General features: G+C 31.1%; 27 protein-coding genes and 1 other RNA gene. 25 read left to right on the top strand and 3 right to left on the bottom strand.

All coding sequences use genetic code 11. The features are described from left to right. The first annotated feature begins 62 nt into the window (after positions 1-62). The 11 genes from pstC (at position 63) to GXM21_RS10715 (ending at position 9,599) form a co-directional block, all read left to right on the top strand. The gene (pstC, locus tag GXM21_RS10765) at positions 63-968 is read left to right on the top strand and encodes a phosphate ABC transporter permease subunit PstC (protein WP_008539705.1); all 906 of its coding nucleotides are present in this window, start codon (positions 63-65) and stop codon (positions 966-968) included. Next, on the top strand, positions 965-1,840 hold the full coding sequence (gene pstA / locus GXM21_RS10760) for a phosphate ABC transporter permease PstA (RefSeq protein ID WP_008539707.1): 876 nt from the start codon (positions 965-967) through the stop codon (positions 1,838-1,840). The genes pstC and pstA overlap by 4 nt, the downstream gene beginning before the upstream one ends. A gap of 2 nt (positions 1,841-1,842) precedes the next feature. Next, positions 1,843-2,607 (top strand): phosphate ABC transporter ATP-binding protein PstB, encoded by a 765-nt coding sequence (gene pstB, locus GXM21_RS10755; RefSeq protein ID WP_008539709.1) that lies wholly within the window; start codon positions 1,843-1,845, stop codon positions 2,605-2,607. Positions 2,608-2,640: 33 nt separating this feature from the next. After that, entirely contained in the window at positions 2,641-3,288 is a 648-nt protein-coding gene (phoU, locus tag GXM21_RS10750; RefSeq protein WP_008539710.1) for a phosphate signaling complex protein PhoU, read from the top strand. Positions 3,289-3,407: 119 nt separating this feature from the next. Then, positions 3,408-4,433, top strand: coding sequence for a phosphatase domain-containing putative toxin (locus GXM21_RS10745; protein ID WP_008539711.1), 1,026 nt, complete (start codon positions 3,408-3,410; stop codon positions 4,431-4,433). Between the two features lie 246 nt (positions 4,434-4,679). Further along, entirely contained in the window at positions 4,680-5,345 is a 666-nt protein-coding gene (gene trhA / locus GXM21_RS10740) for a PAQR family membrane homeostasis protein TrhA (RefSeq protein WP_008539712.1), read from the top strand. 171 nt (positions 5,346-5,516) lie between these two features. After that, entirely contained in the window at positions 5,517-6,011 is a 495-nt protein-coding gene (locus tag GXM21_RS10735) for a hypothetical protein (protein ID WP_008539713.1), read from the top strand. A gap of 18 nt (positions 6,012-6,029) precedes the next feature. Continuing rightward, positions 6,030-6,692: an L-serine ammonia-lyase, iron-sulfur-dependent subunit beta gene (gene sdaAB / locus GXM21_RS10730; protein ID WP_008539714.1), complete on the top strand. Its 663-nt coding sequence runs from the start codon at positions 6,030-6,032 to the stop codon at positions 6,690-6,692. Positions 6,693-6,704: 12 nt separating this feature from the next. After that, positions 6,705-7,574, top strand: a complete 870-nt coding sequence (gene sdaAA / locus GXM21_RS10725; RefSeq protein WP_008539715.1) for an L-serine ammonia-lyase, iron-sulfur-dependent, subunit alpha — start codon at positions 6,705-6,707, stop codon at positions 7,572-7,574. A gap of 29 nt (positions 7,575-7,603) precedes the next feature. Further along, on the top strand, positions 7,604-8,650 hold the full coding sequence (locus GXM21_RS10720; protein WP_008539716.1) for a glycosyl hydrolase family 18 protein: 1,047 nt from the start codon (positions 7,604-7,606) through the stop codon (positions 8,648-8,650). 73 nt (positions 8,651-8,723) lie between these two features. Beyond that, positions 8,724-9,599, top strand: coding sequence for a DMT family transporter (locus tag GXM21_RS10715; RefSeq protein WP_008539717.1), 876 nt, complete (start codon positions 8,724-8,726; stop codon positions 9,597-9,599). A gap of 49 nt (positions 9,600-9,648) precedes the next feature. On the opposite strand, the gene GXM21_RS10710 is transcribed toward GXM21_RS10715, so the two are convergent. Continuing rightward, positions 9,649-10,080, bottom strand: a complete 432-nt coding sequence (locus tag GXM21_RS10710) for an ion channel (RefSeq protein WP_163604710.1) — start codon at positions 10,078-10,080, stop codon at positions 9,649-9,651. Between the two features lie 241 nt (positions 10,081-10,321). On the opposite strand from GXM21_RS10710, the gene GXM21_RS10705 reads away from it, so the two are divergent. Together GXM21_RS10705 and GXM21_RS10700 are read left to right on the top strand one after the other, a co-directional pair. Beyond that, positions 10,322-10,948: an IS607 family transposase gene (locus GXM21_RS10705; RefSeq protein ID WP_163604708.1), complete on the top strand. Its 627-nt coding sequence runs from the start codon at positions 10,322-10,324 to the stop codon at positions 10,946-10,948. Next, positions 10,926-12,053, top strand: coding sequence for an RNA-guided endonuclease InsQ/TnpB family protein (locus GXM21_RS10700; RefSeq protein WP_008539719.1), 1,128 nt, complete (start codon positions 10,926-10,928; stop codon positions 12,051-12,053). Before GXM21_RS10705 ends, GXM21_RS10700 begins: the two co-directional genes overlap by 23 nt. Positions 12,054-12,588: 535 nt before the next feature. Here GXM21_RS10700 and ssrA read toward each other — a convergent pair. Beyond that, positions 12,589-12,939, bottom strand: a transfer-messenger RNA (tmRNA) gene (gene ssrA / locus GXM21_RS10695). A gap of 389 nt (positions 12,940-13,328) precedes the next feature. Between ssrA and GXM21_RS10690 the strand changes: the two genes are divergently transcribed. The 11 genes from GXM21_RS10690 to tnpA all read left to right on the top strand — a co-directional run bounded on the left by GXM21_RS10690 (position 13,329) and on the right by tnpA (position 23,912). After that, complete coding sequence (locus GXM21_RS10690; protein WP_008539723.1) at positions 13,329-14,009, top strand: N-acetylmannosamine-6-phosphate 2-epimerase; 681 nt, start codon at positions 13,329-13,331, stop codon at positions 14,007-14,009. Between the two features lie 14 nt (positions 14,010-14,023). Continuing rightward, entirely contained in the window at positions 14,024-14,905 is an 882-nt protein-coding gene (locus tag GXM21_RS10685; RefSeq protein ID WP_008539724.1) for an N-acetylneuraminate lyase, read from the top strand. Between the two features lie 132 nt (positions 14,906-15,037). Beyond that, on the top strand, positions 15,038-16,543 hold the full coding sequence (locus GXM21_RS10680) for a sodium:solute symporter family protein (RefSeq protein WP_008539725.1): 1,506 nt from the start codon (positions 15,038-15,040) through the stop codon (positions 16,541-16,543). A 103-nt stretch (positions 16,544-16,646) separates the two neighbouring features. Then, entirely contained in the window at positions 16,647-17,096 is a 450-nt protein-coding gene (locus GXM21_RS10675) for a NanQ anomerase/TabA/YiaL family protein (protein WP_008539726.1), read from the top strand. A 27-nt stretch (positions 17,097-17,123) separates the two neighbouring features. Further along, positions 17,124-18,263, top strand: a complete 1,140-nt coding sequence (locus GXM21_RS10670) for a cyclically-permuted mutarotase family protein (protein ID WP_008539727.1) — start codon at positions 17,124-17,126, stop codon at positions 18,261-18,263. A gap of 36 nt (positions 18,264-18,299) precedes the next feature. Further along, on the top strand, positions 18,300-19,196 hold the full coding sequence (locus GXM21_RS10665; RefSeq protein WP_008539728.1) for an ROK family protein: 897 nt from the start codon (positions 18,300-18,302) through the stop codon (positions 19,194-19,196). Positions 19,197-19,211: 15 nt separating this feature from the next. Continuing rightward, positions 19,212-20,069 (top strand): MurR/RpiR family transcriptional regulator, encoded by an 858-nt coding sequence (locus tag GXM21_RS10660; RefSeq protein ID WP_008539729.1) that lies wholly within the window; start codon positions 19,212-19,214, stop codon positions 20,067-20,069. 38 nt (positions 20,070-20,107) lie between these two features. Continuing rightward, positions 20,108-20,863 carry a glucosamine-6-phosphate deaminase gene (nagB, locus tag GXM21_RS10655; protein WP_008539730.1) on the top strand — a complete coding sequence of 252 codons (756 nt, stop codon included), beginning with the start codon at positions 20,108-20,110 and terminating at the stop codon, positions 20,861-20,863. Between the two features lie 296 nt (positions 20,864-21,159). After that, complete coding sequence (sucC, locus tag GXM21_RS10650; RefSeq protein ID WP_008539731.1) at positions 21,160-22,332, top strand: ADP-forming succinate--CoA ligase subunit beta; 1,173 nt, start codon at positions 21,160-21,162, stop codon at positions 22,330-22,332. Positions 22,333-22,350: 18 nt separating this feature from the next. Further along, positions 22,351-23,253, top strand: coding sequence for a succinate--CoA ligase subunit alpha (gene sucD / locus GXM21_RS10645; RefSeq protein ID WP_008539732.1), 903 nt, complete (start codon positions 22,351-22,353; stop codon positions 23,251-23,253). 209 nt (positions 23,254-23,462) lie between these two features. Then, positions 23,463-23,912, top strand: coding sequence for an IS200/IS605 family transposase (gene tnpA, locus GXM21_RS10640; RefSeq protein WP_008538396.1), 450 nt, complete (start codon positions 23,463-23,465; stop codon positions 23,910-23,912). 184 nt (positions 23,913-24,096) lie between these two features. On the opposite strand, the gene GXM21_RS10635 is transcribed toward tnpA, so the two are convergent. After that, positions 24,097-25,047 (bottom strand): L-lactate dehydrogenase, encoded by a 951-nt coding sequence (locus GXM21_RS10635; RefSeq protein WP_008539733.1) that lies wholly within the window; start codon positions 25,045-25,047, stop codon positions 24,097-24,099. A gap of 328 nt (positions 25,048-25,375) precedes the next feature. On the opposite strand from GXM21_RS10635, the gene mreB reads away from it, so the two are divergent. After that, positions 25,376-26,413: a rod shape-determining protein gene (gene mreB / locus GXM21_RS10630; protein ID WP_008539734.1), complete on the top strand. Its 1,038-nt coding sequence runs from the start codon at positions 25,376-25,378 to the stop codon at positions 26,411-26,413. Positions 26,414-26,425: the final 12 nt, after the last annotated feature.

Below are 26,425 nucleotides of genomic sequence, written 5' to 3'. Positions count from 1 at the left end.
ATGAATTTTCGCCCATTTTTTTTGCCAAAATAAATGCTAATTTTTATCAAAGGAGTGTCAAAATGGAATCATCACATACAGCTGTATATCGTCAAAATAATATTTGGCGAGGGATTATCACAGCTTGCGGTTTATTAATGATAATTATAACCTTAGCCATTGGGGCATTTTTATGCTACAAAGGTGTAGGTATATTCACTACATATGGTCATAGCGTGGGTGAATTTTTATTTTCTTCACAATGGGCACCAGCCGATAATGCTCAAGGTGGCGGTAAAGTCGGTGCAGCAATATTCATTTTTGGTTCAATTATCACTTGTGCTTTAGCACTTTTGATTTCAACACCATTTAGTATTGCAAGTGCGATTTTCATGACAGAAATTTCTCCAGGGATTGGTAGAAAAATTCTTCAACCAGCTGTAGAAATTTTTGTAGGTATTCCTTCTGTTGTATATGGTTGGATTGGTCTTACAATTTTAGTTCCATTTATCAAAGATTTATTTGATTTAAAATTTGGTTTTTCTGTACTAGCAGCAAGTATTGTTTTAGCAGTAATGATTTATCCAACAATTACTAGCTTATCTGCTGATGCGATTAGAAGTATTCCAAAATCTTTCCGTCAAGCATCTTATGGTTTGGGTGCTACTCGTTGGCAGACAATCAGTCAAGTTGTAATACCAGCATCTAAATCCGGTTTGATGACTGCTATTGTTTTAGGTCTTGCTCGTGCATTCGGTGAAGCTTTGGCAGTAGCAATGGTTATCGGTAAGATGAAAGCTTTTCCAGAAAGTCTTTTATCCCCAACTACAAACTTAACAGCAGCTATTGCTTCCGATATGGGTGGGGCGATGGAAGGCAGTGAATACAATATAGCTTTATGGTCTATGGCTTTATTGTTATTCATCATTTCCTTAGTATTTATCTTCATTATTCATTATATTTCAGCTAAAGGAGGCCATAAGGCATGAGCGTAATTCAAAGAGCCAAATTTATGGATAAATTGATGACTGGCTTCTTTTATGTTGTCGCTGGTTTTTTCTTATTATTATTGTTGGCTTTTACTTTATATGTAATTATTAAAGGTTTTGCAAATTTTACTCCGAATATGTTTTCCTTTACTAGAAATGGTATAGGTAATCTATTTTTTAACACTATTTATTTAGTATTTTTATCTTTGCTTGTAAGTGTTCCTCTTGGGATTGCAGCTGGTATTTATATGGCTGAATATGCAAAACCAGGAAAAACTACAAAATTTTTAAGAATTTGTATTGAAACATTATCCTCATTGCCATCTATCGTTGTAGGTTTATTTGGTTATTTAGTATTTATTGTAATGACAGGTTCTCAATGGAATTTATTTGCAGGTGCTTTAGCTGTATCTATTTTGAGTTTACCTTTGATTACAACAGTAACAGAAGATGCTTTCCGCTCATTACCTCCTGGATATAAAAAAGGTAGTATGGGTATGGGTGCTACACTTTGGCAGACTATCCGTTATGTAATGCTTCCTGCTTGTATGCCTCGTATTATGACAGGTGTAATCTTAGCTGCTGGTCGTGGCTTTGGTGAAGCTGCTGCACTTTTATATACTGCAGGTATGAGTACAGATATCGTTTGGTCAAATTGGAATATTTTTTCCCCAACATGTCCGCTCAATCCATTTAGACCAGGGGAAACTTTAGCACTTAATATCTGGGCATCAAGAACAGAAGCTTTAGCTCCTAATGCTGCAGATATTGCAAATTTATCCTCAGCAATTTTGATGATAATGGTATTTTCATTTAGTATAGGTGCTCGTTTTTTAAGTAGTTATCTTGATAAGAAAAATGGAGGAAAATAAACGTGGCTAATAACGCTGATATAAAATTTAATGTTGATAATTTGGAATTATTCTATGGTAATTTTAAAGCCTTAAAAGGCATTGACATGGAAATCAAGAAAAATGAAATTACTGCTCTTATTGGGCCATCTGGTTGTGGTAAATCTACATTCTTAAAAACTTTAAATCGCATGAATGATTTAGAAGATGGTGTAAAAGTAACAGGCAGAATTCATTTAGATGGTGTAGATATCTATAAAGAAATGGATTCTATTACACTTCGTCATCGTGTAGGTATGGTATTCCAACAGCCAAATCCATTTCCAAAAAGCATCTATGATAATGTAGCTTATGGACCAAGAATTCATGGTATTCGCAAAAAAAGCCAATTAGATGAAATCGTAGAAAGAAGTCTTCGTCAAGCTGCTATTTGGGACGAATTAAAAGACCGCTTAAATAAATCTGCACTTGGTTTATCTGGTGGTCAACAACAACGTTTATGTATTGCAAGAACTTTAGCAGTTCAGCCAGATGTTATCTTGATGGACGAACCTACTTCTGCTCTTGACCCAATTTCCACAATGAAGATTGAAGACTTAGCACTTGAATTGAAAAAGGATTATACAATTGTAATCGTTACACATAATATGCAACAAGCAAGCCGTATATCCGATAAAACAGCATTCTTCTTATTAGGTGAGTTAATCGAATACGGAGAAACTACAGAGTTATTTGCAAATCCTAAAAATCCAAAAACAGAAGAATATATTACTGGTAGATTTGGTTGATTTGTATAGTGCGTTTATTTAAAGGAGATAAAAATGGCTAATAGAATAAAATATATAAATGAATTAGATTGTTTAATTAGAGATGTAGAATTAGTAGGAGCACAACTTCAAGAAGCTTTAGATGAAGTTATAAACAATTTAGTAGAAAAAAATGAGATTTTAGCAAAAAAAATCATAAAAAATGATGTATGGTTTAATAAAGCTGAACATGATATCAATGAAAAATGTTTGCGTTTAGTATTGACTCAAGCACCTGTAGCTACAGACTGGCGTGAAATTGCTTCCATCATGAAAATGATTGGTGATATTGAACGTATGGCTGACCATTGTGCAGATATCTCTAAATACACTATGAGCTTAGCAAAAGAAGAAACTGTAACATTGCCAGATTATTTTGGTGATATGGTAAATGTTATGCGTGAAATGGTTTTTGATAGCGTAAAATGTTTCAGAGATTCTGATGTTGATTTAGCTAAAAAAATTATTGAAACAGATAATGTAGTAGATAATTACTTTAAAAGATTTCGTGAAGATATAGCTAGATTGATTAAAGAAAATCCACAAAATGTAGAGGCATATCTCAATTATTTAATGATTGGTAAATATGTAGAACGTATAGCTGACCATTCTACAAATGTAGCTGAATGGATTATCTATATTGTTAAAAATGAATTAAAATAAAAAGTAAAACTCATAATAGATAGTTATATTGAAAAAAATTCGTATAAAAACTATTTATTATGAGTTTTTTATTGTTTTTTTTAATATATATGATTAAACTTAAATATGAGGTGATAAAAATGAAACTGAAATATTTAAGTTTATTGTTGAGTTCAATTTGTATTATGCAATTTATGACAGTACCTTCTTTGGCAAATGCACAAGCTATGGAAATAAAATCTAATTTAGCAATTGATGTGGAAGATATAAAAGATACAGCAGAGTATAAAGGTTATCTTTGGCGCATAGATGCTAAAGATGATGAAAATTTGCCTAGAAATTTTCGCACATCAAAGGATAAGTTCAAAAAGGCAAGTGATAAATATGGAATTGATGTTAATTATGTGCCTACAAAAGAAGGTTTAGACGAATTACAAGCTTCAGGTAGTGCACAATTTTCTTTAAATCAATTTTCTGCTTTAACTAAAGCTTTGCAGGAAAATGGTGCTAAAGATATTTATATAGTGGATTTAAGACAGGAAAATCATGGATTTTTTAATAATGATGCTGTTAGCTGGTATGGTAAACGAGATTGGGCGAATATAGGAAAATCAAGAAAAGAAATTATTCGTCAGGAAATGAATTTATTGAAAGCTAATCTAAATAAAAACACAAAAAGAGCTACTTTAGATGACGATAAAAATGCTGATGAAGTAGATACTTTTTTGATAAAAACAGTAACAACAGAAAAAAATCTAGTGAAGAAAAATAATTTACATTATGTGAGAATAACAGCAACTGACCACGTTTGGCCAAGTCCTGAAAATATAGATGAATTTATCAAACTATATAAATCTTTGCCTAAAGATGCATGGCTACATTTTCATTGCGAAGCTGGTAAAGGAAGAACAACAACATTTTTAGCAATGTATGATATGATGAAAAATCCACAAGTACCATTAAAAGATATATTATATCGTCAATTATTATTAGGTGGAAATTATGTGGCATATACAGAAGATATTTCTGCTAGCAGTAATTGGAAGGCGCCTTATTATAATCAAAAAGCAAAAATGATAGAAGTTTTCTATCAATATGTGCAGGAAAATCATCAGAATAATTTCCAAGTTTTATGGTCAGATTGGCTTAAAAATCATAGTTTATAAATAGGTTAATATTTAATTTAGATATATATTTATAAAAACTCTTAATTGATAAAAATAGATAATAAATTCCTATAATATACTTTAAAATAAGCAAAAACATCATGAGAGTTGATAAGTATAGTATTTTATATTTTAGAATTAAAACCTATTAAATTAATATGTAAATACTATCTATTAATAATTTTTTATTGTGATATAATGTTGATGTTAAAAAGATTTAAAGCTCGTAGGAAAGAAGGCGATAAAATGAGTACAGAATATGTATATAAGTCCACAAAAAAAATAGAAGAAATTTTAAATGCGATTACCCATGGAGTGGGAACGCTACTAGCTGTTATTGGTTTGGTTGCAATGTTGTATTATGGCTATGATAAAGGAATTTTGCATTTAACAAGTATCATAGTATATGGTGTTTCCATGATATTATTATATTTAGCTTCGACACTGTATCATAGTTTTAGTTTTTGCAGTCAAAAAGTGCAATCTGTGTTTAAATGTATAGACCATTCGGCAATATATTTACTAATTGCAGGCAATTATACGCCATTTGCTTTGATAGCTCTATATGGTACTTTGGGCTGGGCTGTATTTGGCGTAGTTTGGGGATTGGCTTTAGCGGGAATAGTATTTCAAATTTTCTTTTATAATCGTTTCCGCGTCATTGGTACTATTTGTTATTTAGTCATGGGTTGGCTTGCTGTTACCATCGTAAATCCACTACTTGATACTTTGTCTGTAGAAGCTATTTGGTGGCTTGTAGCTGGTGGTGTTTTATATAGTATTGGTGCGATTTTTTATTTAATCCGCAAGATACCATATAATCATGTTATTTGGCATGTTTTTGTGATTTTAGGCAGTGCAGCTCATTTTATTACAATTTATTGTTATGTATTGCCACTTAGTATAGATTAATTATTTTGATAAAATAAAGGCTCAATTATCTAAAATAATGGTAGATAGTTGAGCTTTTTCTTATTTTCTGTTTTAATTAGAAATAAGAGGATTGACGAGAAAAAAAGCTAATTATATAAAGAGAAAATATATAGTCTAGGATATAAATTTTATAAAAGGAGAGTGTTTTTGATGAATAAAGATTTGATGAAGGTAATAAAATCGGAAGAGGAAATAGAGCAAGAAGTAGAATCTTTATGTCGCTGGGCTGCTGCTAGAGCTGGCGTAATTGTCGTAGCACCTATACTTGGTCAAATTGCTCTAGCTGCTAATGAAATCTATCTGATAAAACGCATAGCAAATGTATATGATAAAAAATTCGATGAAACGGCTAGCTGTGCTTTTGTGGGAGCTTTAGGTGGTACATTTGTAGGTCAAAGTTTAGCGACTTTGATACCATTTCCACCATTACAAATTCCAATCGGTATGGCTGTAACTTATGCTGTAGGTAAGGCTGCTAATGCATGGATAAAAGATGATATGCCGGATATTAGCGAATATGCTGATAAATATAAAGATATTTTTAATAAGGCAAAAGAAGATGTAAAAAATATCATACCTAGTTTAAAAAATAATCCTGATAAAGATAAACCATTGGGAGATGAAGATAAAAAATTTAAATTTTAATATTAAGGAGGAGAAATAATGCGAAGTGCATTTGATATTATCGGGCCAATAATGATAGGGCCATCAAGTTCACATACAGCAGGTGCTGTGAGATTGGGATTGATGGCTAGAGCTATCTTAGGTGAAGAAGTAAAAATTATAAATATAAAATTATATGGTTCATTTGCGCAAACATATAAAGGTCATGGTACAGATAGAGCTTTGATTGCAGGTATAATGGGTTTTAAACCAGATGATGAAAGAATACGTAATTCTTTAGAAATAGCCAAAGAGAAAAATATTGAATTTAATTTCTCTAAAGTAGATTTAGAAGATGCACATCCTAATACAGCTATTATAGAATTGATAGGTGTAACAGATAGAAAAATAGAAGTTACAGGTGCGTCCATTGGCGGAGGCAATATAATTATTTCTGCTGTTAATAATTATGAAGTACAATTAAGTGGGAAATATCCATCAATAATTATCGTACATCAAGATATGCCAGGTGTAGTAAATGGTGTTACTGCAGCTTTAGCACGCTATAATATTAATATTGCCTATATGAAAGTTTCTCGAAGCGAAAGAGGAGCAGAAGCTTTGATGAATATTGAAGTTGATGATACAATTTCTGATGAGGCAGTAAAAGCTTGCAGTAGAGTTATTGGTGTAAAAAAAGTATTACGAATTGATGCTATTTAATGAGGTGATTTTGTGATAAATTTTTCTTGCATACAAGATTTGATAGATATAGCAAATGCTCAAGAGCGAACTATTGATGATATCGTTGTAGAATATGAAGCAACACATAGTTTTAAATCTGTGATTTATATTAAAGAAAATATGCAAACTATTTGGCAAGTAATGAAAGAGTCAGCAGAAAAAAGTATAAATAATACGCAAAAATCTGTCAGTGGCATGGTCGGCGGAGATGCTCAAAAATTATTCACTTTTAAAGACAGTTTTGCTGGCGATTTTGTCAAAGAAGCAGCTTCTTATGCAGTAGCTGTAGCAGAAACAAATGCTGCTATGGGGAAAATAGCTGCTTGCCCAACAGCTGGTTCTTGTGGTATTGTTCCAGGGGCTTTAATTGCTGCTCAAAATCATTATAATTATGATGATGAGCAGATTTGTAATGCATTATTTACAGCGACAGGTATTGGCATGGTGATTGAAAATAATGCCATGATTGCAGGTGCTCAAGGTGGTTGTCAGGCTGAATGTGGTTCAGCAGCAGGCATGGCAGCTGGAGCGTTAGTTCATCTTGCAGGTGGTTCTCCAGAACAGATTGGCAATGCAGTAGCCTTAGCGATTAAAAATTTATTAGGTTTAGCTTGCGATCCTGTGGCAGGGCTTGTAGAAGTTCCTTGTGTAAAACGCAATGGATTTGCAACGACAGTAGCGATTTTGGCAGCAGATATGTCCCTTGCTGGTATAAAATCAGTGATACCAGTAGATGAAGTAATTGATGCTATGTATCGCATTGGCAAATCTATGCCAAAAAGTATACGCGAAACAGCTACTGGCGGTCTAGCTACTACACCTACAGGTATAGCTTTAAAAGAAAAAATCTATAGCAAATAATGATTGATATAAGGAGAAGGGAAGAGCAGTTGCATTTATGTAAAAAAATTATCTATATGACTTTGGGAATATATATGATGATGATATCAATATGTTTAGCAGGTCAAAATGATAATTTATCTAAAGAAACATCAGAAAAAATAAATTTAGTATGGCAACCAGTTATTGATGAAGAAAATGATTTATCAAAAATTGATAAGATTCCAGGAGTAAATGTCATATCACCATCGTGGTTTGTAATTGATAGTGAACAAGGGCATATTCAAAATAAAATAGATATAAATTATTTGAAAAATGCAAGAGAAAAAGGTTATAAAATATGGCCATTAATTCATAATGATTTTAATGCCGAAATGACACATAAATGGTTAAATGATAAAAAGGCAAAGGATTATATCATTCGTCAATTGATATTTTATGCACATCGTTATAATATTGAAGGCTATAATTTTGACTTAGAAAATATCTATGATGAAGATAGAGATAAATTGACTGAATTTATGAAAGAAGTAACTGAGGCACTACATCAAGATGAAGTTATAATCTCTATGGATATAACGGTGGCTTCAGATATGGAAAATTGGTCTAAATGTTATGATAGAAAAGCATTGGGTGAATATGTAGATTATCTTGTTTTGATGGCATATGATGAGCATGGTAGATTATCTAAAACAGCAGGGTCAGTAGCATCATTAAATTGGGTGGAAAATGGAGTAAAAGATTTAACAGAGCAAGTCCCTTCAGAAAAAATCATCTTAGGAATTCCTTTATATATGCGCTTATGGGAAGAAGATTATGAAGGTAATGTATCGGCTAAAACCTTAAATATGGAAGATGCCAATAAATTAATGAAAGAAAAAGACAAATATCCTATTTGGCTAAAAAATGAAGGTCAGATATATTTTGCTTATCATGAAGATGGAAAAATATATCGTGTATGGAAAGAAGATGTAAATTCTTTGCGCTTAAAAGTAGATTTAGTCAAAAAATATAAACTTGCAGGAGTAGCCTCATGGAGAAAAGGTTTTGAGACTAAAGATATTTGGCCAATGATAAACAAGCGTTTACAAAAATAAAAAAACTATTTGTTTATGATGAATTTCATAAGCAAATAGCTACATAGAAAAATAGAAGTAGAGGGAGTTGAAAATGCCAAATAGAGTATTAGGAGGAATTTTTTTAACCATAGCAGCTAGTATTTGGGGCGGTATGTTTGTAGCTGTAAAATTAGTAGTGGATATAATACCGCCAATACCGTTAGTATGGTTTCGTTATTTAGTAGCCTTTGTGGTATTATCAATGGTTGTAATCTATGAAGGCGTTAATCTAAAAATAGATAAAAAAGATATATTATTATTAATCAGTATAGGGATAATAGGACATACTATTTCTATTGTTACTCAAGAATATGGAACAATGTATTCTTCAGCACAGATGGGTTCAGTTGTTACTTCGGCGACACCAGCATTTATGTTGATTTTTGCTGTATGGCTTTTAAAAGAAAAAATCACTTTGCGTAAAATATTATCCGTTATTTTAGCCACTGTCGGTGTAATCATGATTGCTGGCGTTGATAATATGGATTTTGATAAACAATTAGGTGTACTTTTTTCTACCATAGCAGCATTGACATGGGCATTGATGTCTGTAATGTTAAAATTGATACCTAGTAAATATCCGCCATTATTAATAAATTTTTATGCTGTAATAACAGGAATTGTATGCTTAGCACCACTTAATATACCGACATTAGATTTATTGCCATGGGATGAAATCTTAAATCCTGTAGCGATTGGTTCGGTAGTATATTTAGGGGCAGTATCTACAGCAGGAGCATTTTTGCTTTGGAATAAAGGTCTTTTATTGATGGAAGCAGGTGCTAGTGGATTATTTTTCTTTTTTCAACCTATAGTAGGGACTTTTTTAGGCTGGTTAATTTTAGATGAACAAATCACTTTGAATTTTTGGATAGGAAGTATATTGATTTTTATAGGTGTATTTTTAGTTACAGTTAGAAATGAATAATAAAAAAGAAGTTATATCTATGTTTAGGTATAACTTCTTTTTTGTAAGTTTATTTATTTTTTTCATGAGAAACAGAAAGAAAACTACTGAGCATAATACTTATACAACTTATACTTGTAAATACAATAAGAATAGCGATTGCTTTAGTATAATAGCAAGTAGGATAAATATCACCATAACCTATTGTGCCAAAAGCAATGACTACATAATAAAATAAATCAAAGATATTTGGATTATTTATAGAGTAGGCATTAACATAATAAATACTGCCAATATAGCAAAATAATGTTAAGGTACTGAGAAAATAAAAAATGATAAGTAGGGCTACTTTCCATAAATTGCTAAGATTGAAGATATTTGTATAAGCTAAGATATTTTGCAAAATAAATTTTAATGTATTAGCTAAAAGTAAATAGCAGAGAATTAGATTGATAAAAGATAAGTAAAAAGCAATATTGTGAATTAAAAGATTAGAACTCAAGGGATAAGCAAAATAGATTAGACATAGATTTATGTAGATTAAGGCAAAAATAAAATTTAGACTAAAAGAACCGACATTGATGATTTTTATCAATATAATAGAAAGTAAAGAGATCAAATAATAAAAGATGTAAATAATGAATAAAGATAGAGGCTTAAAGCTGTTATAAATAATATCTAATTTTATATAAAAATCTACAAATTATTTAAATATTATAATATAATACTATTGAGGTGATAATATGAAATATTACTCAATAGGAGAATTTGCAGATAAAATAGGGAAAACAATTCAAACTCTTAGAAATTGGGATAAAAATAATACTTTTAAACCTGCTTATGTAACTACTGGTGGTACAAGATATTATTCTCAAGAACAACTTAATAATTTTTTAGGTTTGAAGATAAAAACTAAAATAAATAAGAAAATTGTTGGTTATTGTAGAGTTAGTTCAACTAAGCAAAAAGATGACCTTGAAAGGCAAATTGAAAATGTAAGGACATATATGATTGCAAAAGGTTATCAATTTGAGATAATAACGGATATTGGAAGCGGAATTAACTATAATAAAAAAGGACTGAATCAATTAATTGATATGATTACTAATTCAGAGATTGAGAAAGTAGTAATTCTTTATAAAGATAGATTAATTAGATTTGGATATGAATTGATAGAAAATCTTTGTGAAAAATATGGAGCAACAATTGAAATTATTGATAATACAGAGAGAACTGAAGAACAAGAGTTAGTAGAAGATTTAATTCAAATAGTTACTGTATTTAGTTGTAGACTTCAAGGAAAAAGAGCTAATAAAGCTAAAAAAATGATTAAGGAGTTAATAGAAGATGATACTTGCAAAGAAAGTTAGAATTTATCCAACAAAAGAGCAAGAACAAAAATTGTGGCAATCTGTAGGAACTGCTAGATTTATCTATAACTATACTCTTGCGAAACAGGAAGAAAATTATAAAAATGGTGGTAAATTTATTAGCGATGGAATCATAAGAAAAGAATTAACTCAACTAAAAAAGTCTGAACTAATTTGGTTAAATGAAGTATCAAATAATGTTACTAAACAAGCTGTAAAAGACGCTTGTAATGCTTATAAAAGATTTTTTAAAGGTTTAGCTAAGAAACCAAAATTTAAAATTAGAAAGAAAAGTAAACCTAGTTTTTATAATGATACTTCAAAATTAAAGGTTAAAGAGAAAAAAGTTTTAATTGAAAAAGTAGGTTGGATAAAAACAAATGAACAAATACCTATTGATGTTAAATATAATAATCCTAGAGTTACTTATGATAATAAGTATTGGTATATATCCGTAGGAGTAGAAGTTGATAAAAAGCAGGAAGAATTAACAGATATTTCATTAGGCATAGATTTAGGATTAAAAGACTTAGCTGTTTGTTCAGATGGAAAAGTTTTTAAAAATATTAATAAAACTAAAGAAGTTAAAAATTTGGAAAAAAGATTAAAACAGAAACAAAGACAAATTAGTAGAAAATATGAGATAAATAAAATTAAAAAAGGAGGAAGTTGCCAATTTATCAAAACTAAAAATATAGAGAAATTAGAGAATACAACAAAACTAATGCATAGAAAATTAACTAATATTAGAGATAATTATATTCATCAAGTTACAACAAGTATAGTGAAAACCAAACCATACAGAATTGTAATAGAAGATTTGAATGTTTCTGGAATGATAAAAAATAAACATCTGTCTGATTCAGTAAGAAAACAATGTTTTAATAAATTTAGACAGTATATAACTTATAAAGCAGAGTTATATGGAATTGGATTAGTAATAGCAGATAGATTTTATCCATCGTCAAAAACTTGCAGTGAATGTGGTTCTATAAAGAAGGATTTAAAACTAAAAGATAGGGTTTATAGATGTCCACATTGTGGAGTAGTAATTGATAGAGATTATAATGCTTCACTAAATTTATCTATGTATAAATTAGCATAGTTTCACAAACAAGAAAATGCTAATGTGTAGGATTCGTTGTATCCGAATTTAAGCCTTTGGAGAGTTATATTAAACGAAAGTAGCTACGGCAAAATCGGATTCTATGAAGAAGGAAATAAACAAATTTCTATATTTTTATAGATTTTTGGCAACGGTATTACTAATATTGTAGAGATAATAAGAGAAAAATTTTTAGTGAGATAGAAAAATAGACATAGACAAAGACCACATATTAAAATGAGCGATAATAAACGAAATAAGATAGAGCTTTTGCAAATTGTAGTATATAAAAATTTAATGGGCTGTTTGGCTATGATATGAGCCTTGATAAATAGTGTTGTACTATCTATAGTGAAATAAATTTCTTTATGATAAATATTAATCAATAAGAAAAATAACATGAAAATAGTGTTTAAACATAAAATAGAGAGTTCTTGAAGAATTTGTATCAAAGTAAATACTCCTTAAAATAAATAAAAACCAGTATTACTGTTTAGTATACTGGTTTTTTATGTTAAAAAATTATTGTTGATTTTGGTGGAGATGAGGAGAATCGAACTCCTGTCCGAAAGTATTGTTTCACAGCTTTCTCCGAGTGCAGTCTATATTTTAATTTTATAAAATCATCGCCTATAGACAGGCTACAATTTTACTATCTCGATAAAATTCCCTAAAAATCTCCGAGAATTGATTTTTAAGTATCCCACTGTTGGCCTCTATTCTATTCACGTGGGAAAAGAATAGAAAGAGGTTAGCATTAAGCTGCTAAAGCGTATTCTTTGTTAGCTTTTATATTTAAATAAAAGTTTCACCTTACTAACGGGTTGATGACCTCCCGACTCGCTTACCATGCACCAACTACCCCCGTCGAAACCATTACATCCCCGAGAGTTAATATATTATATCATAAATAATGACTAAAAGCAATAAAATAAGGCGGATATAGATGTAAAATGAAATTTTATATCAAAATTTTAGAATGATACATTTGAAATGAAAATTCTTTTGCTAATGAAAGATTTTTTCTAGATTGAAATTTGATGTACAAAAGAAATTATTAAAGCTAAAATGTTGATTTTGAAAGTCTTTTTAGCTTTAGATTTATTTTTAATAATTTTTATTATGTTAAATAAAGTTGCTATTTATAAAATTTTCTTAAAAATATTTTGAAATAATATTGCATTTTTAATATAGTAGTATTATAATAAGTTTGTAAGAAAAAACATAAGGAATAAATAATAAATTTAATTTAAATAGAGAGAGGAGTTATCAATATTGTTAGAACAGTTTAAAGGAAAATTAATAATTTCTTGTCAAGCTCTTCCTGATGAACCATTACATAGCCCGTTTATTATGGGACGAATGGCGTTAGCAGCAAAACAGGCTGGTGCAGTGGGTATACGAGCACAAGGTGTAGAAGATATAAAAGAAATTAAAAAAGTAACAGGTCTTCCTGTTATCGGTTTGATTAAACGAAACTATGATGATTCTGAAATTTATATCACAGCTACAAAAAAAGAAGTAGAAGAATTATTGGAAAGTGGTTGTGAAATAATCGCTTTAGATGCGACAGTGCGTAAACGTCCAAATGATGAAAAATTAGAGGATTTAGTTAAATTGATAAAAGACAATGGTAAAATCGCTTTAGCTGATATCTCTAATGATGAAGAAGGGATTTTTGCTCAGAAAATAGGTTTTGATTGTGTATCTACAACATTATCTGGATATACAGATTATACACCTAAATTAAAAGGCCCTGACTTTGGGTTGGTAGCAAGAATGGTGGATAGACTTGATATCCCAGTTTTTGCAGAAGGTAGAATAAATACACCAGAAGATTTAAAAATAGCTTATGAATGTGGTGCTTTTGGTGCGATTGTCGGTTCAGCAATCACAAGACCACAGTTGATAGCTAAAAACTTTGTTAATGTTTTAAAAGATATTGATATAAAATAATTGGAGGAAATAAAATGTCAACTAGAGATTTAAAAGGATTATATTCTGCTTTATTAGTAGCTTTTGATGAAAATGGCAATATAAATGAAAAAGGTTTACGTCAGATTGTACGTCATAATATTGATGTATGCAAAATGGACGGTTTATATGTTGGTGGTAGCACAGGTGAAAACTTCATGCTTTCCACAGAAGAGAAAAAACGTATTTTTGAAATTGCTAAAGATGAAGCAAAAGATGATATCACTTTGATTGCTCAAGTTGGTTCTATCAATCTTAAAGAATCCGTAGAACTTGCTAAATTTGTTACAGATTTAGGTTATGATGCAATCAGTGCTGTAACTCCATTTTATTATAAATTCAGCTTTGATGAAATTAAATATTACTATGAAACAATCATCAAAGATGTAGATAACAGAATGATTATTTATTCTATTCCTTTCTTAACTGGTGTAGATATGAGCCTTGCTCAATTTGGTGAATTATTTGCTAATCCAAAAATCGTTGGTGTTAAATTCACAGCAGCAGATTTCTATTTATTAGAAAGAATGAGAAAAACTTATCCAGATGTTTTAATTTTTGCTGGTTTTGATGAAATGCTCTTACCTGCTACAGTATTGGGTGTAGATGGTGCTATTGGTTCTACTTATAACGTAAATGGTGTACGTGCTCGTCAGATTTTTGAATTGGCAAAACAAGAAAAAATTTCTGAAGCTCTTGAAATTCAACATGTTACAAATGATTTAATCACAGATATCTTAGACAATGGTTTATATGGCACTATAAAATTATTGCTTGAAGAAGCTGGTGTTGAAGCTGGTTGTTGCCGTGAACCAATGAAAAAATATTCTCCAGAAATGAGAGCTAGAGCTAAAGAAATTTATAAAAAATATTTTTGATTTTAATTGAGAATGGAGTAAATTTTAGCTCATAAAAAGGTGCATTAATCATTGGTTTAATGCACCTTTTTAAAAAAAGATTTAAAATAAAGAATTTTGAAAAAATAAATGATAATTTAGGAGGGAAAAAAGATGCAGGGATTTACATGGATAGATACTGCTGTGTTAGTAATATATTTACTTGGCGTTTTATTTGCTGGTTTATGGTTTTCTAACAAAGAACATCAAGGCAAAGAATTTTTCAAAGGTGACGGAACTATTCCTTGGTGGGTAACTTGTGTATCTATTTTTGCTACTTTATTAAGTCCTATTTCATTTTTATCATTACCAGGTAACTCTTATGGTGGTTCTTGGATTTTATGGTGGGCTCAAATTGGTATGTTGATTGCCATTCCATTAACTATTAAATATTTCTTACCAATATACAGCACTCTTCAAATTGATACAGCTTATCATTACTTAGAAAAAAGATTTGGTAGCAAAGGATTACGTATCTTAGGTGCGTTAATGTTCATTGTTTTCCAAACTGGTCGTATGTCTATCATCATGTACTTACCTTGCATTGCTTTAGCTGAACTTACTGGTATAAATGTAAATATTTTAATTATTGTAATGGGTATTATTGCAATTATCTATTCTTATAGCGGTGGCTTAAAAGCCGTTTTATGGACAGACTTTATCCAAGGTGTAGTTTTAATTGTAGGTATTGCGTTGACTTTAGTAGTTATGATTGCAAGCATTAATGGTGGATTTGGCACTGTTATGGATACTTTGACTACTGGTCATAAATTCTTATTAGAAAATGAAGTTTGGTTTAGCTCTGATATCTTATCTACAAGTGTATTCGTAATCTTAGTTGGTGGCGGTTTAACAACATTTTCTTCTTATGTATCCAGCCAAGATATCGTACAGCGTTTTACAACTACAACAGATATTAAACAATTAAATAAAATGACTTTAGGTAATGGGGTATTATCCATTTTTGCAGCAACTGTATTCTATTTAGTTGGCACAAGTTTATATGTATTCTACACTCAAAACCCAGACCTTTTGATGACTACTCGTCAAGATTTAGTATTTGCAACTTATATCACTTATGAATTACCAGCAGGTATCACTGGTATCTTACTTGCAGCAATTTTTGCAGCATCTCAGTCCACTTTATCTACAGGTATTAACTCCGTAGCTACAAGCTGGGTATTAGATATTCAATCTGTAATCAATCCTGAAATGTCTAGTGAACGTCAAACAAAAATAGCTCAATACATTTCTTTAGGTATTGGTATTTTAGCTATCATCGTAGCTATATTCTTAGCTAGTGGAGATATTAAATCTGCTTATGAATGGTTCAATAGCTTTATTGGTTTAGCACTTGGCGCTTTAGTAGGTATGTTCGTACTTGGTGCATTTAGCAAACATGCAAATGCTAAAGGTGCTGTTGCAGCATTCATCGTATCTAGTATCATTGTAATTTATCTCAAATATTTTGTACCATCTGTTTCTTACTGGACATATACAATTATTACAATTATTAGCTCTTTAGTAGTTGGTAATATTGTAAGCTATTTAACAGATAAAAGCTTTGTGGCTCCAAAAGGAACTACTGTATATACAAGTAAAGCTCCATCTAGTAAATAATTGATGTAAATAAATGTTGAATTTGTGTTTTCATTAATGCAATTTCAACATTTAATGTTTAGATAATTTTTTATGATTTTAAATATAGTTTGGAGGCATTTTAATGATTTTTGGCAATATTAATCAAGAAAAAACATATGAGTTTTTGCCTGAAAATGTGAAAGCTTGTTTTAAATATGTAAAAGAATATGATTTATTAAATTATGAAAAAGGAACACATAAAATTGATGGGGATAATCTTTATGTGAATGTTGCTGAATATACTACAGTAAAACGTGAAGAACGTTTTTGGGAAGCACATAAAGCATATTTAGATATTCATATTTTAGTCAAAGGCGAAGAAACTATAGATATTAACTTCATTGAAAATATGAAACTTGGTGAATATAAAGAAGCAGACGATTTTCTACCTATGGAAGGTGATATGCAAGCTAGTGTAACTTTAAAACCAGGTGATTTCTTGATTTGTTATCCAGAAGATGCACATCGCACAGGCGTTATAGCAACTAAAGTAAGTGATTTGAAAAAAGGCATTTTTAAAGTAAAAATTTAATTTTTATAATATATGAGGTGGATTAATATGAAAAAATTATTAGCTAGCTTGATTGTTTCTGCTACAGTAGCAGCTACTTTACCATTAACTTCAGCATTTGCAGCTCCAGAAACAGTTGGACAACCACAGATTTTATGGCAGTCTGTAGGAACTTTATCACCAGCACAAGGTCAGACTGAGAATATCGGTGTAGCTGGCATGTTATCTGGAAATTATAACGGCTATATCATTGCAGGTGGTGGAGCTAATTTCCCTAATGGTGGCCCTGCTGTAGGTGGTCCGAAAAAAACATATTCTGATGTATATGTTTTTAAAGCTAGTAAAGAAGGTTTAACAGAAGTTGACCATCAACAAATGCCTTTTGAAATTGCTTATGGTATGTCTGTAACTACTAAAGATGGTGTTTATTATATCGGTGGTAGTACAGATGCAGTAGGTGCAAAAACTATAACTCGTTTGACTACTGATGCAAAAGGTAAATTGAAAATTGAAAAAGTTGGAGAATTACCTTTTAAAATACAAAATGGTGTAGCTGGCTATGCAAATGGAGCACTTTATATTGGTCTTGGCAATCAAAATGGTAAAGCAAGTGCAGATTTTTATAAATTTGATTTAAAATCAAAAGAATTAACAAAATTAGCAAGCTTCACAGGTGCTTTACGTGAACAGTCGGTATCTCAAATTTTGAATAATAAATTATATGTATTTGGTGGTGGTACAAATACTGCGTTAACAGATGGATATGTATATGATATTCAAAAAGATGCATGGGATAAAGTTGCTAGCGTAGAAGTTGATAATAAAGCTATCTCTGTATATGGTGGAAATTCCATAAAATTAAATGAAGATGAAATGCTTGTAATTGGTGGCTTTAATAAAGAAGTTTACGGTTGGGCTGTAAGTAATTTAGGAAGCTTAAAAGATCAAGAATTAGCAGATTTTAAAGCTAAATATTTTGGTGCAGATGTAGCAGAATTTAAATGGAATAATCAAATTTTAGTATACAATGCTAAAACAAATACATGGCGCTCCATTGGACAAATTCCATTTAATGCACCATGTGGTGAAGGTCTTGTTTATGCAGGAGATAGTATTATATCTATCAATGGCGAAGTAAAACCAGGTGTTCGCAGCAATAGAATTTATCAAGGTTTTATTGTAAAATAAGATTAAGATAAATTTATTGCAAAGAAGGGCGAGATTATGGAGAAACAAAAGTATATTTGCATAGACATCGGTGGTACAGCTATAAAATATGGTTTAGCTGATGAACTGGGGAATTTTATAGAAAAAAGTTCAATGCCCACAGAAGCTAAATTATATGGAGGTCCAGGTATTGTAGAAAAAGTAAAAACAATTATTAGTGGCTATATTACGAACTATCAAGTTGCTGGAGTTGCCATATCTACAGCTGGCATGGTAGACCCTAAAGAAGGGTGTATCTTCTATGCTTTACCAGATGCAATACCTGATTATACAGGAGTACAGTTAAAGAAAATTGTTGAAACTGAGTTTAATTTAAATTGTGCGGTAGAAAATGATGTTAATTGTGCAGCTTTAGGCGAAATGTGGTTAGGAGCAGGAAAAGGTTGTTCTTCACTATTTTGCATAACTGTAGGAACAAGCGCAGGCGGTTGTGCTGTATATAATCATCAAGTAATACATGGTGTTTGTAATAGTGCTGGAGAAATTGCTTATATGAGAATTCCTAAGGGAACAATGCATGAAGTAGTTTCAACAACTCGATTAGTAAAAGATGTAGCAAAAGCAAAACAATTAGATGAAAAAGAATTAAATGGTAAAATCATTTTTGATTGGGCAAAAAATGGTGATGAAGATGCTAAATTTGCTATTAATACATTGATGGAAAATTTAGCAGATGGCATTATTAATATAACAGCTGTTTTAAATCCTGAAATGATTATTTTAGGTGGTGGCATAATGGCACAAAGTGAATATTTGAGACCATTGATAGATAATGCCTTGAAACAAAGATTAGTAGAAGATGTATATACCCATACAAAAGTGGATTTTGCCAAATTGGAAAATGATGCTGGAATGTTAGGTGCATTATACAATTTATTACATCAAACAATGTGATTTGGAGAGAATATTATGAAGATCTTACATCAATTAGATAGACCAAATTTCAAAGCATCAAAATCTGATAAAATCTTAATAAGATATATAAAAGAACATGCAGAAGAATTTTGTACAACACCTATAGCTTCTTTGGCAATAAATTGTGGAGTTAGTGAAGCAACTATTACACGTTTTGTGAGAAAAATGGGCTTTGCAAGTCTTCAATTATTTAAACTTACATTGACTGAAGAAATGGTTAATAATAAACAACGAACTATAATCAGCAAAGATATTACTTGTGATGAAAGTATTATCATAACAGCAAATAAGTTATTAGCTAATAATATAGCAACTTTAGAACAAACAGTAAGTGGTTTAGATGAAGATATTTTATTGAAAAGTGTAAATATGCTAAAAAAAGCTGAACGTATATTTTTTATAGGTTTAGGAAATTCAGGATTTGTAGCTGATGACTCAGCTTATAAATTTATGCGTATTGGATTTAATGCAAGAGGCATAGATAATAGTCATCTTATAATGCTTCATATGGCACTTTTACATGAAAATGATGTTGTAGTTGTTATTTCTCATTCAGGTGAATCTTTTGAAATTATAAAAGCTGTTGAGCTTGCTAAACGAAATGGTACAAAATTAATCGTAATAACATCAAATAGAGACACTATTTTAAAAGAATATGCTGATGCTTGTATTTTTTATGAAACAAGAGAATCTATATTAGAAACTGGCTCAATTACCACAAAATTAACGCAAATTTTTATCATTGATTTATTATATACTCAGGTTGTTAAAGATACTATGGACTTGGCTTCTGCATTTAAACAAAGAACAACAGAAGCAATCAATATTTTAAGATTAGATAATAAAAAATAAAAATTTAAAATTAAAGGAAAATAAGGAAGGTATATATAATGCGTATAATAGTTACAGATTCTTATGAAGAAATGAGCAAAGTAGCAGCAAGAATAGTAGCAGGTCAGTTATATTTAAAACCAAATAGCGTACTTGGTCTTGCAACAGGTTCTACACCAGAAGGTATGTATGCAAACTTAGTAAAAGTTCATCAAAGTGTAGGTCTAGATTTTTCAGAAGTAATTAGCTTTAACTTAGATGAATATATCGGATTAGATAAAGAAAATGAACAAAGCTATTACTATTTTATGCATAAACATTTATTTGATCATGTAAATATCAAACCAGAAAATATTCATATACCAAATGGAAATCCTGAAAACTTAGAAGAAGAATGCAAAAAATATGATAAATTAATCGAAGCAAAAGGCGGTATAGACCTTCAAGTTTTAGGTATAGGGCAAAATGCTCATATTGGCTTTAATGAACCAGATATCAAATTTGAAGCAACTACTCATAAAGTAAAATTAGATGAAGAAACAATCAAAGCAAATTCAAGATTTTTTGAAAATGAAGAAGATGTACCTAAATATGCAATTAGCATGGGTATTAAAACTATCATGCTCGCTAAAAAAATCATTTTACTTGCTAGTGGTAAAAATAAAGCAGAAGCAATTTACAAAGCAGTATATGGTAGCGTAAGACCAGATGCACCAGCTTCTATTTTACAATTACATCAAGATGTGGTTGTAATCGTAGATAAAGATGCAGCTTCTTTATTGCCAGAAAAAGATAAAAAGGTTTTTGTAAAATAAAATAAAAATCAAGAGCAACCTTCAAGAATTTATAAGTTTTTATATTATTGAAGGTTGTTTTTTTATTATGCAATTATAAATAAAATATATGAACAATTATTTTAAGTATAGATATTTACTATTTTATAAAAAAGTGTATAATAATAATTAAATAAATTAATTATTAATTTTTTAACTAGTAATAAAAACAATTAAATATAAAAATCAAGTTGAAATAATGGTGTTTTAGCTAGTATTTTAAGGCGATTTAATATTATATTTTATATTGCAATAAAAAACCGAGGAGGTTATTTTGAGTGAACATTCACGAATATCAGGCTAAACAAATTTTTAGAGAATTTGGTGTTGCAGTGCCAAATGGTGTACCTGCTTTTTCCGTTGATGAAGCTGTTGCAGGCGCAAAAGAAAAATTAGAAGGTCCAGTATATGTTGTAAAAGCACAGATTCACGCTGGTGGTCGCGGTAAAGCTGGCGGTGTAAAACTCGCTAAGTCTTTAGACGAAGTGCAAACTTATGCAAATGAAATTTTGGGCAAAGTTTTAGTAACAAAACAGACAGGCCCAGCTGGTAAAAAAGTAAATCGTCTTTTAATTGAAGAAGGCTGTAAATTTAAAAAAGAATTATATTTAAGTTTCACAGTTGATCGTGTATCTTCTAGAGTTGTTATGATTGGTTCTGAAGAAGGCGGTATGGAAATTGAAGAAGTAGCAGCTAAAACTCCAGAAAAAATTTTCAAAGAATATATTGATCCATTATTAGGGCTTACTTCTTACCAAGCAACTCGTATGGCATTTAAAATGAACTTCACTCCAGCATCTGTACGTAGTGCAGCAGCTTTAATGCAAAATCTTTATAATTTATTCATTGCCAAAGATTGTTCTTTAGCAGAAATCAATCCACTTGTAATCACTGAAGATGATAAAGTAATGGCTCTTGATGCTAAATTGAATTTTGATGATAGTGCATTATTCCGTCATCCAGAAATTCAAGCATTGCGCGATGAAACAGAAGAAGATCATAAAGAACGTGAAGCTGCAGAGCTTGGTCTTAACTATGTAAACTTAGGTGGCGACGTTGCTTGTATGGTAAATGGCGCAGGTCTTGCAATGGCTACTGTTGATATTATTAAATATTACGGTGGAGAGCCTGCAAACTTCTTGGATATTGGTGGTCAAAGTTCTCCAGAAGATAATGCTAAAGCATTTAAAATCATGCTTGAAGGTGGTCAAGCAAAAGGTATTTTTGTTAATATTTTCGGTGGTATTAACAGATGTGATAAAGTTGCAGAAGGTATAGTAAAAGCAAGTCAATTAATTGACCTCAATGTTCCAATCGTTGTACGTCTTGAAGGTACTAACGTTGAAGAAGGTCGCGAAATTTTGAAAAATGCAAATGTACCAGGTCTTATCATGGCAGAATCCATGGAACAAGGTGCACAGAAAATCGTAGAATTAGTAAAAAATGCCTGATGCGGGAGGGAATAGTTCGTGGGAATTTTTATTAATAAAGACACAAAAGTAATTGTACAAGGGGCAACTGGTAAAGTTGCTATGTTCCATACAGCACATATGCTTGAATATGGTACAAATATTGTAGGTGGTGTAACACCAGGAAAAGGCGGTCAAGTTGTAGGCGGTGTGCCAATTTTCAATACAGTAGAAGAAGCTGTTGAAAAAACAGGTGCAAATGCTTCTGTAGTATTCGTACCTGCAAGATTTGCAGCAGATAGTATTTTAGAAGCTATTGATGCTAATCTTGATATAGTAGTATGTGTAACAGAACATATTCCTGTTTTAGATATGGTAAAAGTTCGTCGTGCTTTAGAAGGCAAGAAAACTCGTCTTATCGGTCCAAACTGCCCTGGTATTATGACAACTGATGAATGTAATATTGGTATTATTCCAGGAAAAATTCATCGTAAAGGTCATATTGGTATCGTATCTCGCTCTGGTACATTGACTTATGAAGCAATGGATCAGATGACAAAAGCAGGTCTTGGTCAGACAACTATCGTAGGTATTGGTGGAGACCCTGTAAAAGGAACAGATTTCATTGATGTATTAAAAGCATTTAATGAAGATCCTGAAACAAAAGCTGTTATGATGATTGGTGAAATTGGTGGTAATGCTGAAGAAGATGCTGCTGCATGGATTAAAGCAAATATGAAAAAACCAGTGGCTGCATTCATTAGCGGTCAGCAGGCGCCTCCAGGTAAACGTATGGGTCATGCTGGTGCTATTATTGCAGGTGGCAAGGGCTCTGCAGCAGATAAAATCAAAGCTTTGAATGAAGTAGGTATTGAAGTTGCTAAAACTGTAGCTCATATGGGTGATACTATGGTTGAAACACTTAAAAAAGCTGGTATCTACGAAGAATGTAAAACTTGCTAATTAAAGTAAGTTATAAAAAATGCGAACTTAAATTTAAGTTCGCATTTTTTTATATTATTTTTTGTACTTTAGTTAGTTGAGTACGCAGAGCGTGCGAAACAAAAAACCACTCGTTTTACGAGTGGTTAATAAGTTTCTTATAGAAATAGAAATTCTCCTCTATTAAAATAATAAGTGTTCAAGTCATTATTAAAGAGAGGAGAATTTCTATGGAAAGAAGTTTAGCACATACAAGATGGATGTGCAAGTATCATATAGTATTTACCCCAAAATATAGAAGAAAAATTATATATAATAAATTGCGTAGAGATATTGTACAAATAATAAAAGATTTATGTAAGTGGAAAGGCATAGAGATAATAGAAGGGAAAGCTATGCCGGATCATATTCATATTTTGGTTAAGATACCACCAAAAATGAGTATATCAAATTTTATGGGGTATTTAAAAGGAAAAAGTGCAATGATGATATTTGCAAGACATGGAAATTTAAAATATAAATTTGGAAACAATAATTTTTGGTCAACAGGATATTATGTATCGACAGTAGGACTAAATGAAGCAACAATAGCGAAATATATAAGAGAACAAGATACGTATGATAAAATGATGGATAAAATAAGCACAAAAGAATTAAATGATCCCTTTAGGGATTGTTAAGTAATCAGTGCACAATGGCTTGAACGAAGAGAAAGCCAGCGTCATTTAGGCGCTGGCTATTGTTAAAAGCCTTATAGGCTTGTGCAAGCCACACGTTTTACGTGTGGTACTGACTTAGTTTAATGATGATTTTAGTTAATAAAAAAGCCCTCAGTTAATCTGAGGGCTTTAATTTTAAAATGATTTATTCTTTAGCACTTGCGATAGCTTTTTTTACACTTTCAGCAGAAGCATAGAGTAAATCAAGTTCTTCTTTTGGAAGATGTGGAGCGAAGGAACGAACGATACCATCAGCACAAATCATACGAGGGATACTGAGAGCTACATCACTTAAGCCATATTCTCCTTCTAATACAGCAGACATAGGTAAAATAGTATGTTCATTGTACATAAAGGATTTTGTGAAACGAGCAGCTACCATAGCGATACCAGTGTTTGTATAACCTTTTAAGTTAATGATATCATATGCTCTATTTACGAGTGCTTGTTCAATAGCTTTTTTATCAAGTTTGTCATTAAAATGGAAGTATTCATCAACATGTTCAAGACCAAGACCTGCAACATTTACTGTGCTCCATGCAGTGAATGCAGAGTTACCATGTTCACCAAGAACATAACCATGAATATTTTTAGGGTCTATATGATAACGGTCAGCAATAATTCTGCGTAAGCGGAAAGTTTCAAGCATTGTACCAGTACCAATGATTTTTTCACGTGGATAATCAAATTGTGTAGAAACATGGTATGTAGCTACATCAAGAGGATTTGTAATCATGAGGATAAGAGCATCTTTAGTGTATTTAGTGATTTCGGACATAACACTGCTCATGATTTTGCAGTTTGTTTTAGATAAGATAAGACGGTCAGCTTTTTCACCAGGTTTAATACTAGGACCAGCAGTAATGATGATTAAGTCAGCATCTTTACAATCAGAGTAATCACCATGGTAAGTTCTGATATTTAAGCTATGAATACAAGATGTGGCATCATTAGCATCAAGAGCTTCACCTTTACATTTATTTTCATTTAAGTCGATAAGTGCAATTTCAGAAGCAAGTTGGAAATCTAAAAGTTTTGTAAGAACAGCAGAACCTACATTACTAGCTCCAACAATGACAACTTTACCTTTAAACATTATAATATACCCCCTAAGTTTTATACTAATTATTATGACCACATAATAACACTTGAAATATTGATTGTCAATTATCTTATCCATAACTTTTATGAATATAAATATAAGTTATGTTTATTATAATAAAAGGAAAATATATTAAGATAAATTTAATAAATATAACTATATATAGAAGGAATTATATTAAAATTTAGAAATAATATTTATTTTGAGCTAATCGTATTTAAAGTAGCTTTTTCTTGCCAAATTAATATATGTATTATATATTATAAAGTATTAAAACTAGATAATTAACTTATAATTTGGTAAGAGAAGGGAAGTAGGATAAATGTTTGGAATGTCCATGGATATTGGGATTGACCTTGGAACAGCGAATGTCCTTATTTATATAAAAGGTAAAGGTATTGTTATGCGTGAGCCTTCCGTTGTGGCTATAGATAATGATACTAATCGTATTTTAGCTATTGGTGAAGACGCTCGTCGTATGATTGGACGTACTCCTGGAAATATTGTAGCTATAAGACCACTTAGAGATGGTGTTATCGCTAATTATGATATTACTGAACAAATGATTAGATATTTTATAGGTAAAGTATCTGGACGTCGTTTTATGTTTAGACCTCGTGTCATGATATGTGTACCTTCTCGTATAACTACAGTAGAAAAAAGAGCTGTTCAAGAAGCTGCAATGCAAGCTGGAGCAAGTCATGCTGAACTTATTGAAGAACCAATGGCAGCTGCTATGGGTGCAGGTCTTGATGTAGCTGAACCAAATGGTTGCATGGTAGTAGATATCGGTGGAGGAACAACTGATGTCGCTGTAATCAGCTTAGGTGGTGTAGTAGTAAGCGATTCACTTCGCATGGCTGGTGATAAATTTGATGATTGCATTATCACTTATATAAAAAATAAACATAATGTAATGATCGGTGAACGCACAGCTGAAATTATTAAAATTGAAGTAGGACAAGCTTTTGCAGGAGCTCGTGATGAAAAAATTGAAATTCGTGGTCGCGATTTGATTACAGGACTTCCAAAAACAATTGAAGTAAAATCTGATGAAGTAAGTGAAGCTTTGGCTGAACCAGTATCTTCCATTGTACAATGTGTAAAACGTGTATTAGAAGATACTCCACCAGAATTATCTTCTGATATTATGGATAGAGGTATTATCATGACTGGTGGCGGTGCTATGCTTTATGGATTAGATAGCTTAATTCAAAAAGAAACTGGCATTACTACTTATTTAGCAGATGATCCATTGACTTGCGTAGCTATTGGTACTGGTAAAGCTCTTGAATATATGGATAAAATTACTAGAATTAGTAAAAAATCAAATGGACATGAACGTAAAATAGAAGAATAAAAAAAGGCTGCT

Source organism: Megamonas funiformis (genome assembly GCF_010669225.1).
Classification (GTDB): domain Bacteria; phylum Bacillota; class Negativicutes; order Selenomonadales; family Selenomonadaceae; genus Megamonas; species Megamonas funiformis.
This window is presented reverse-complemented; position numbering and strand designations above follow the sequence as displayed.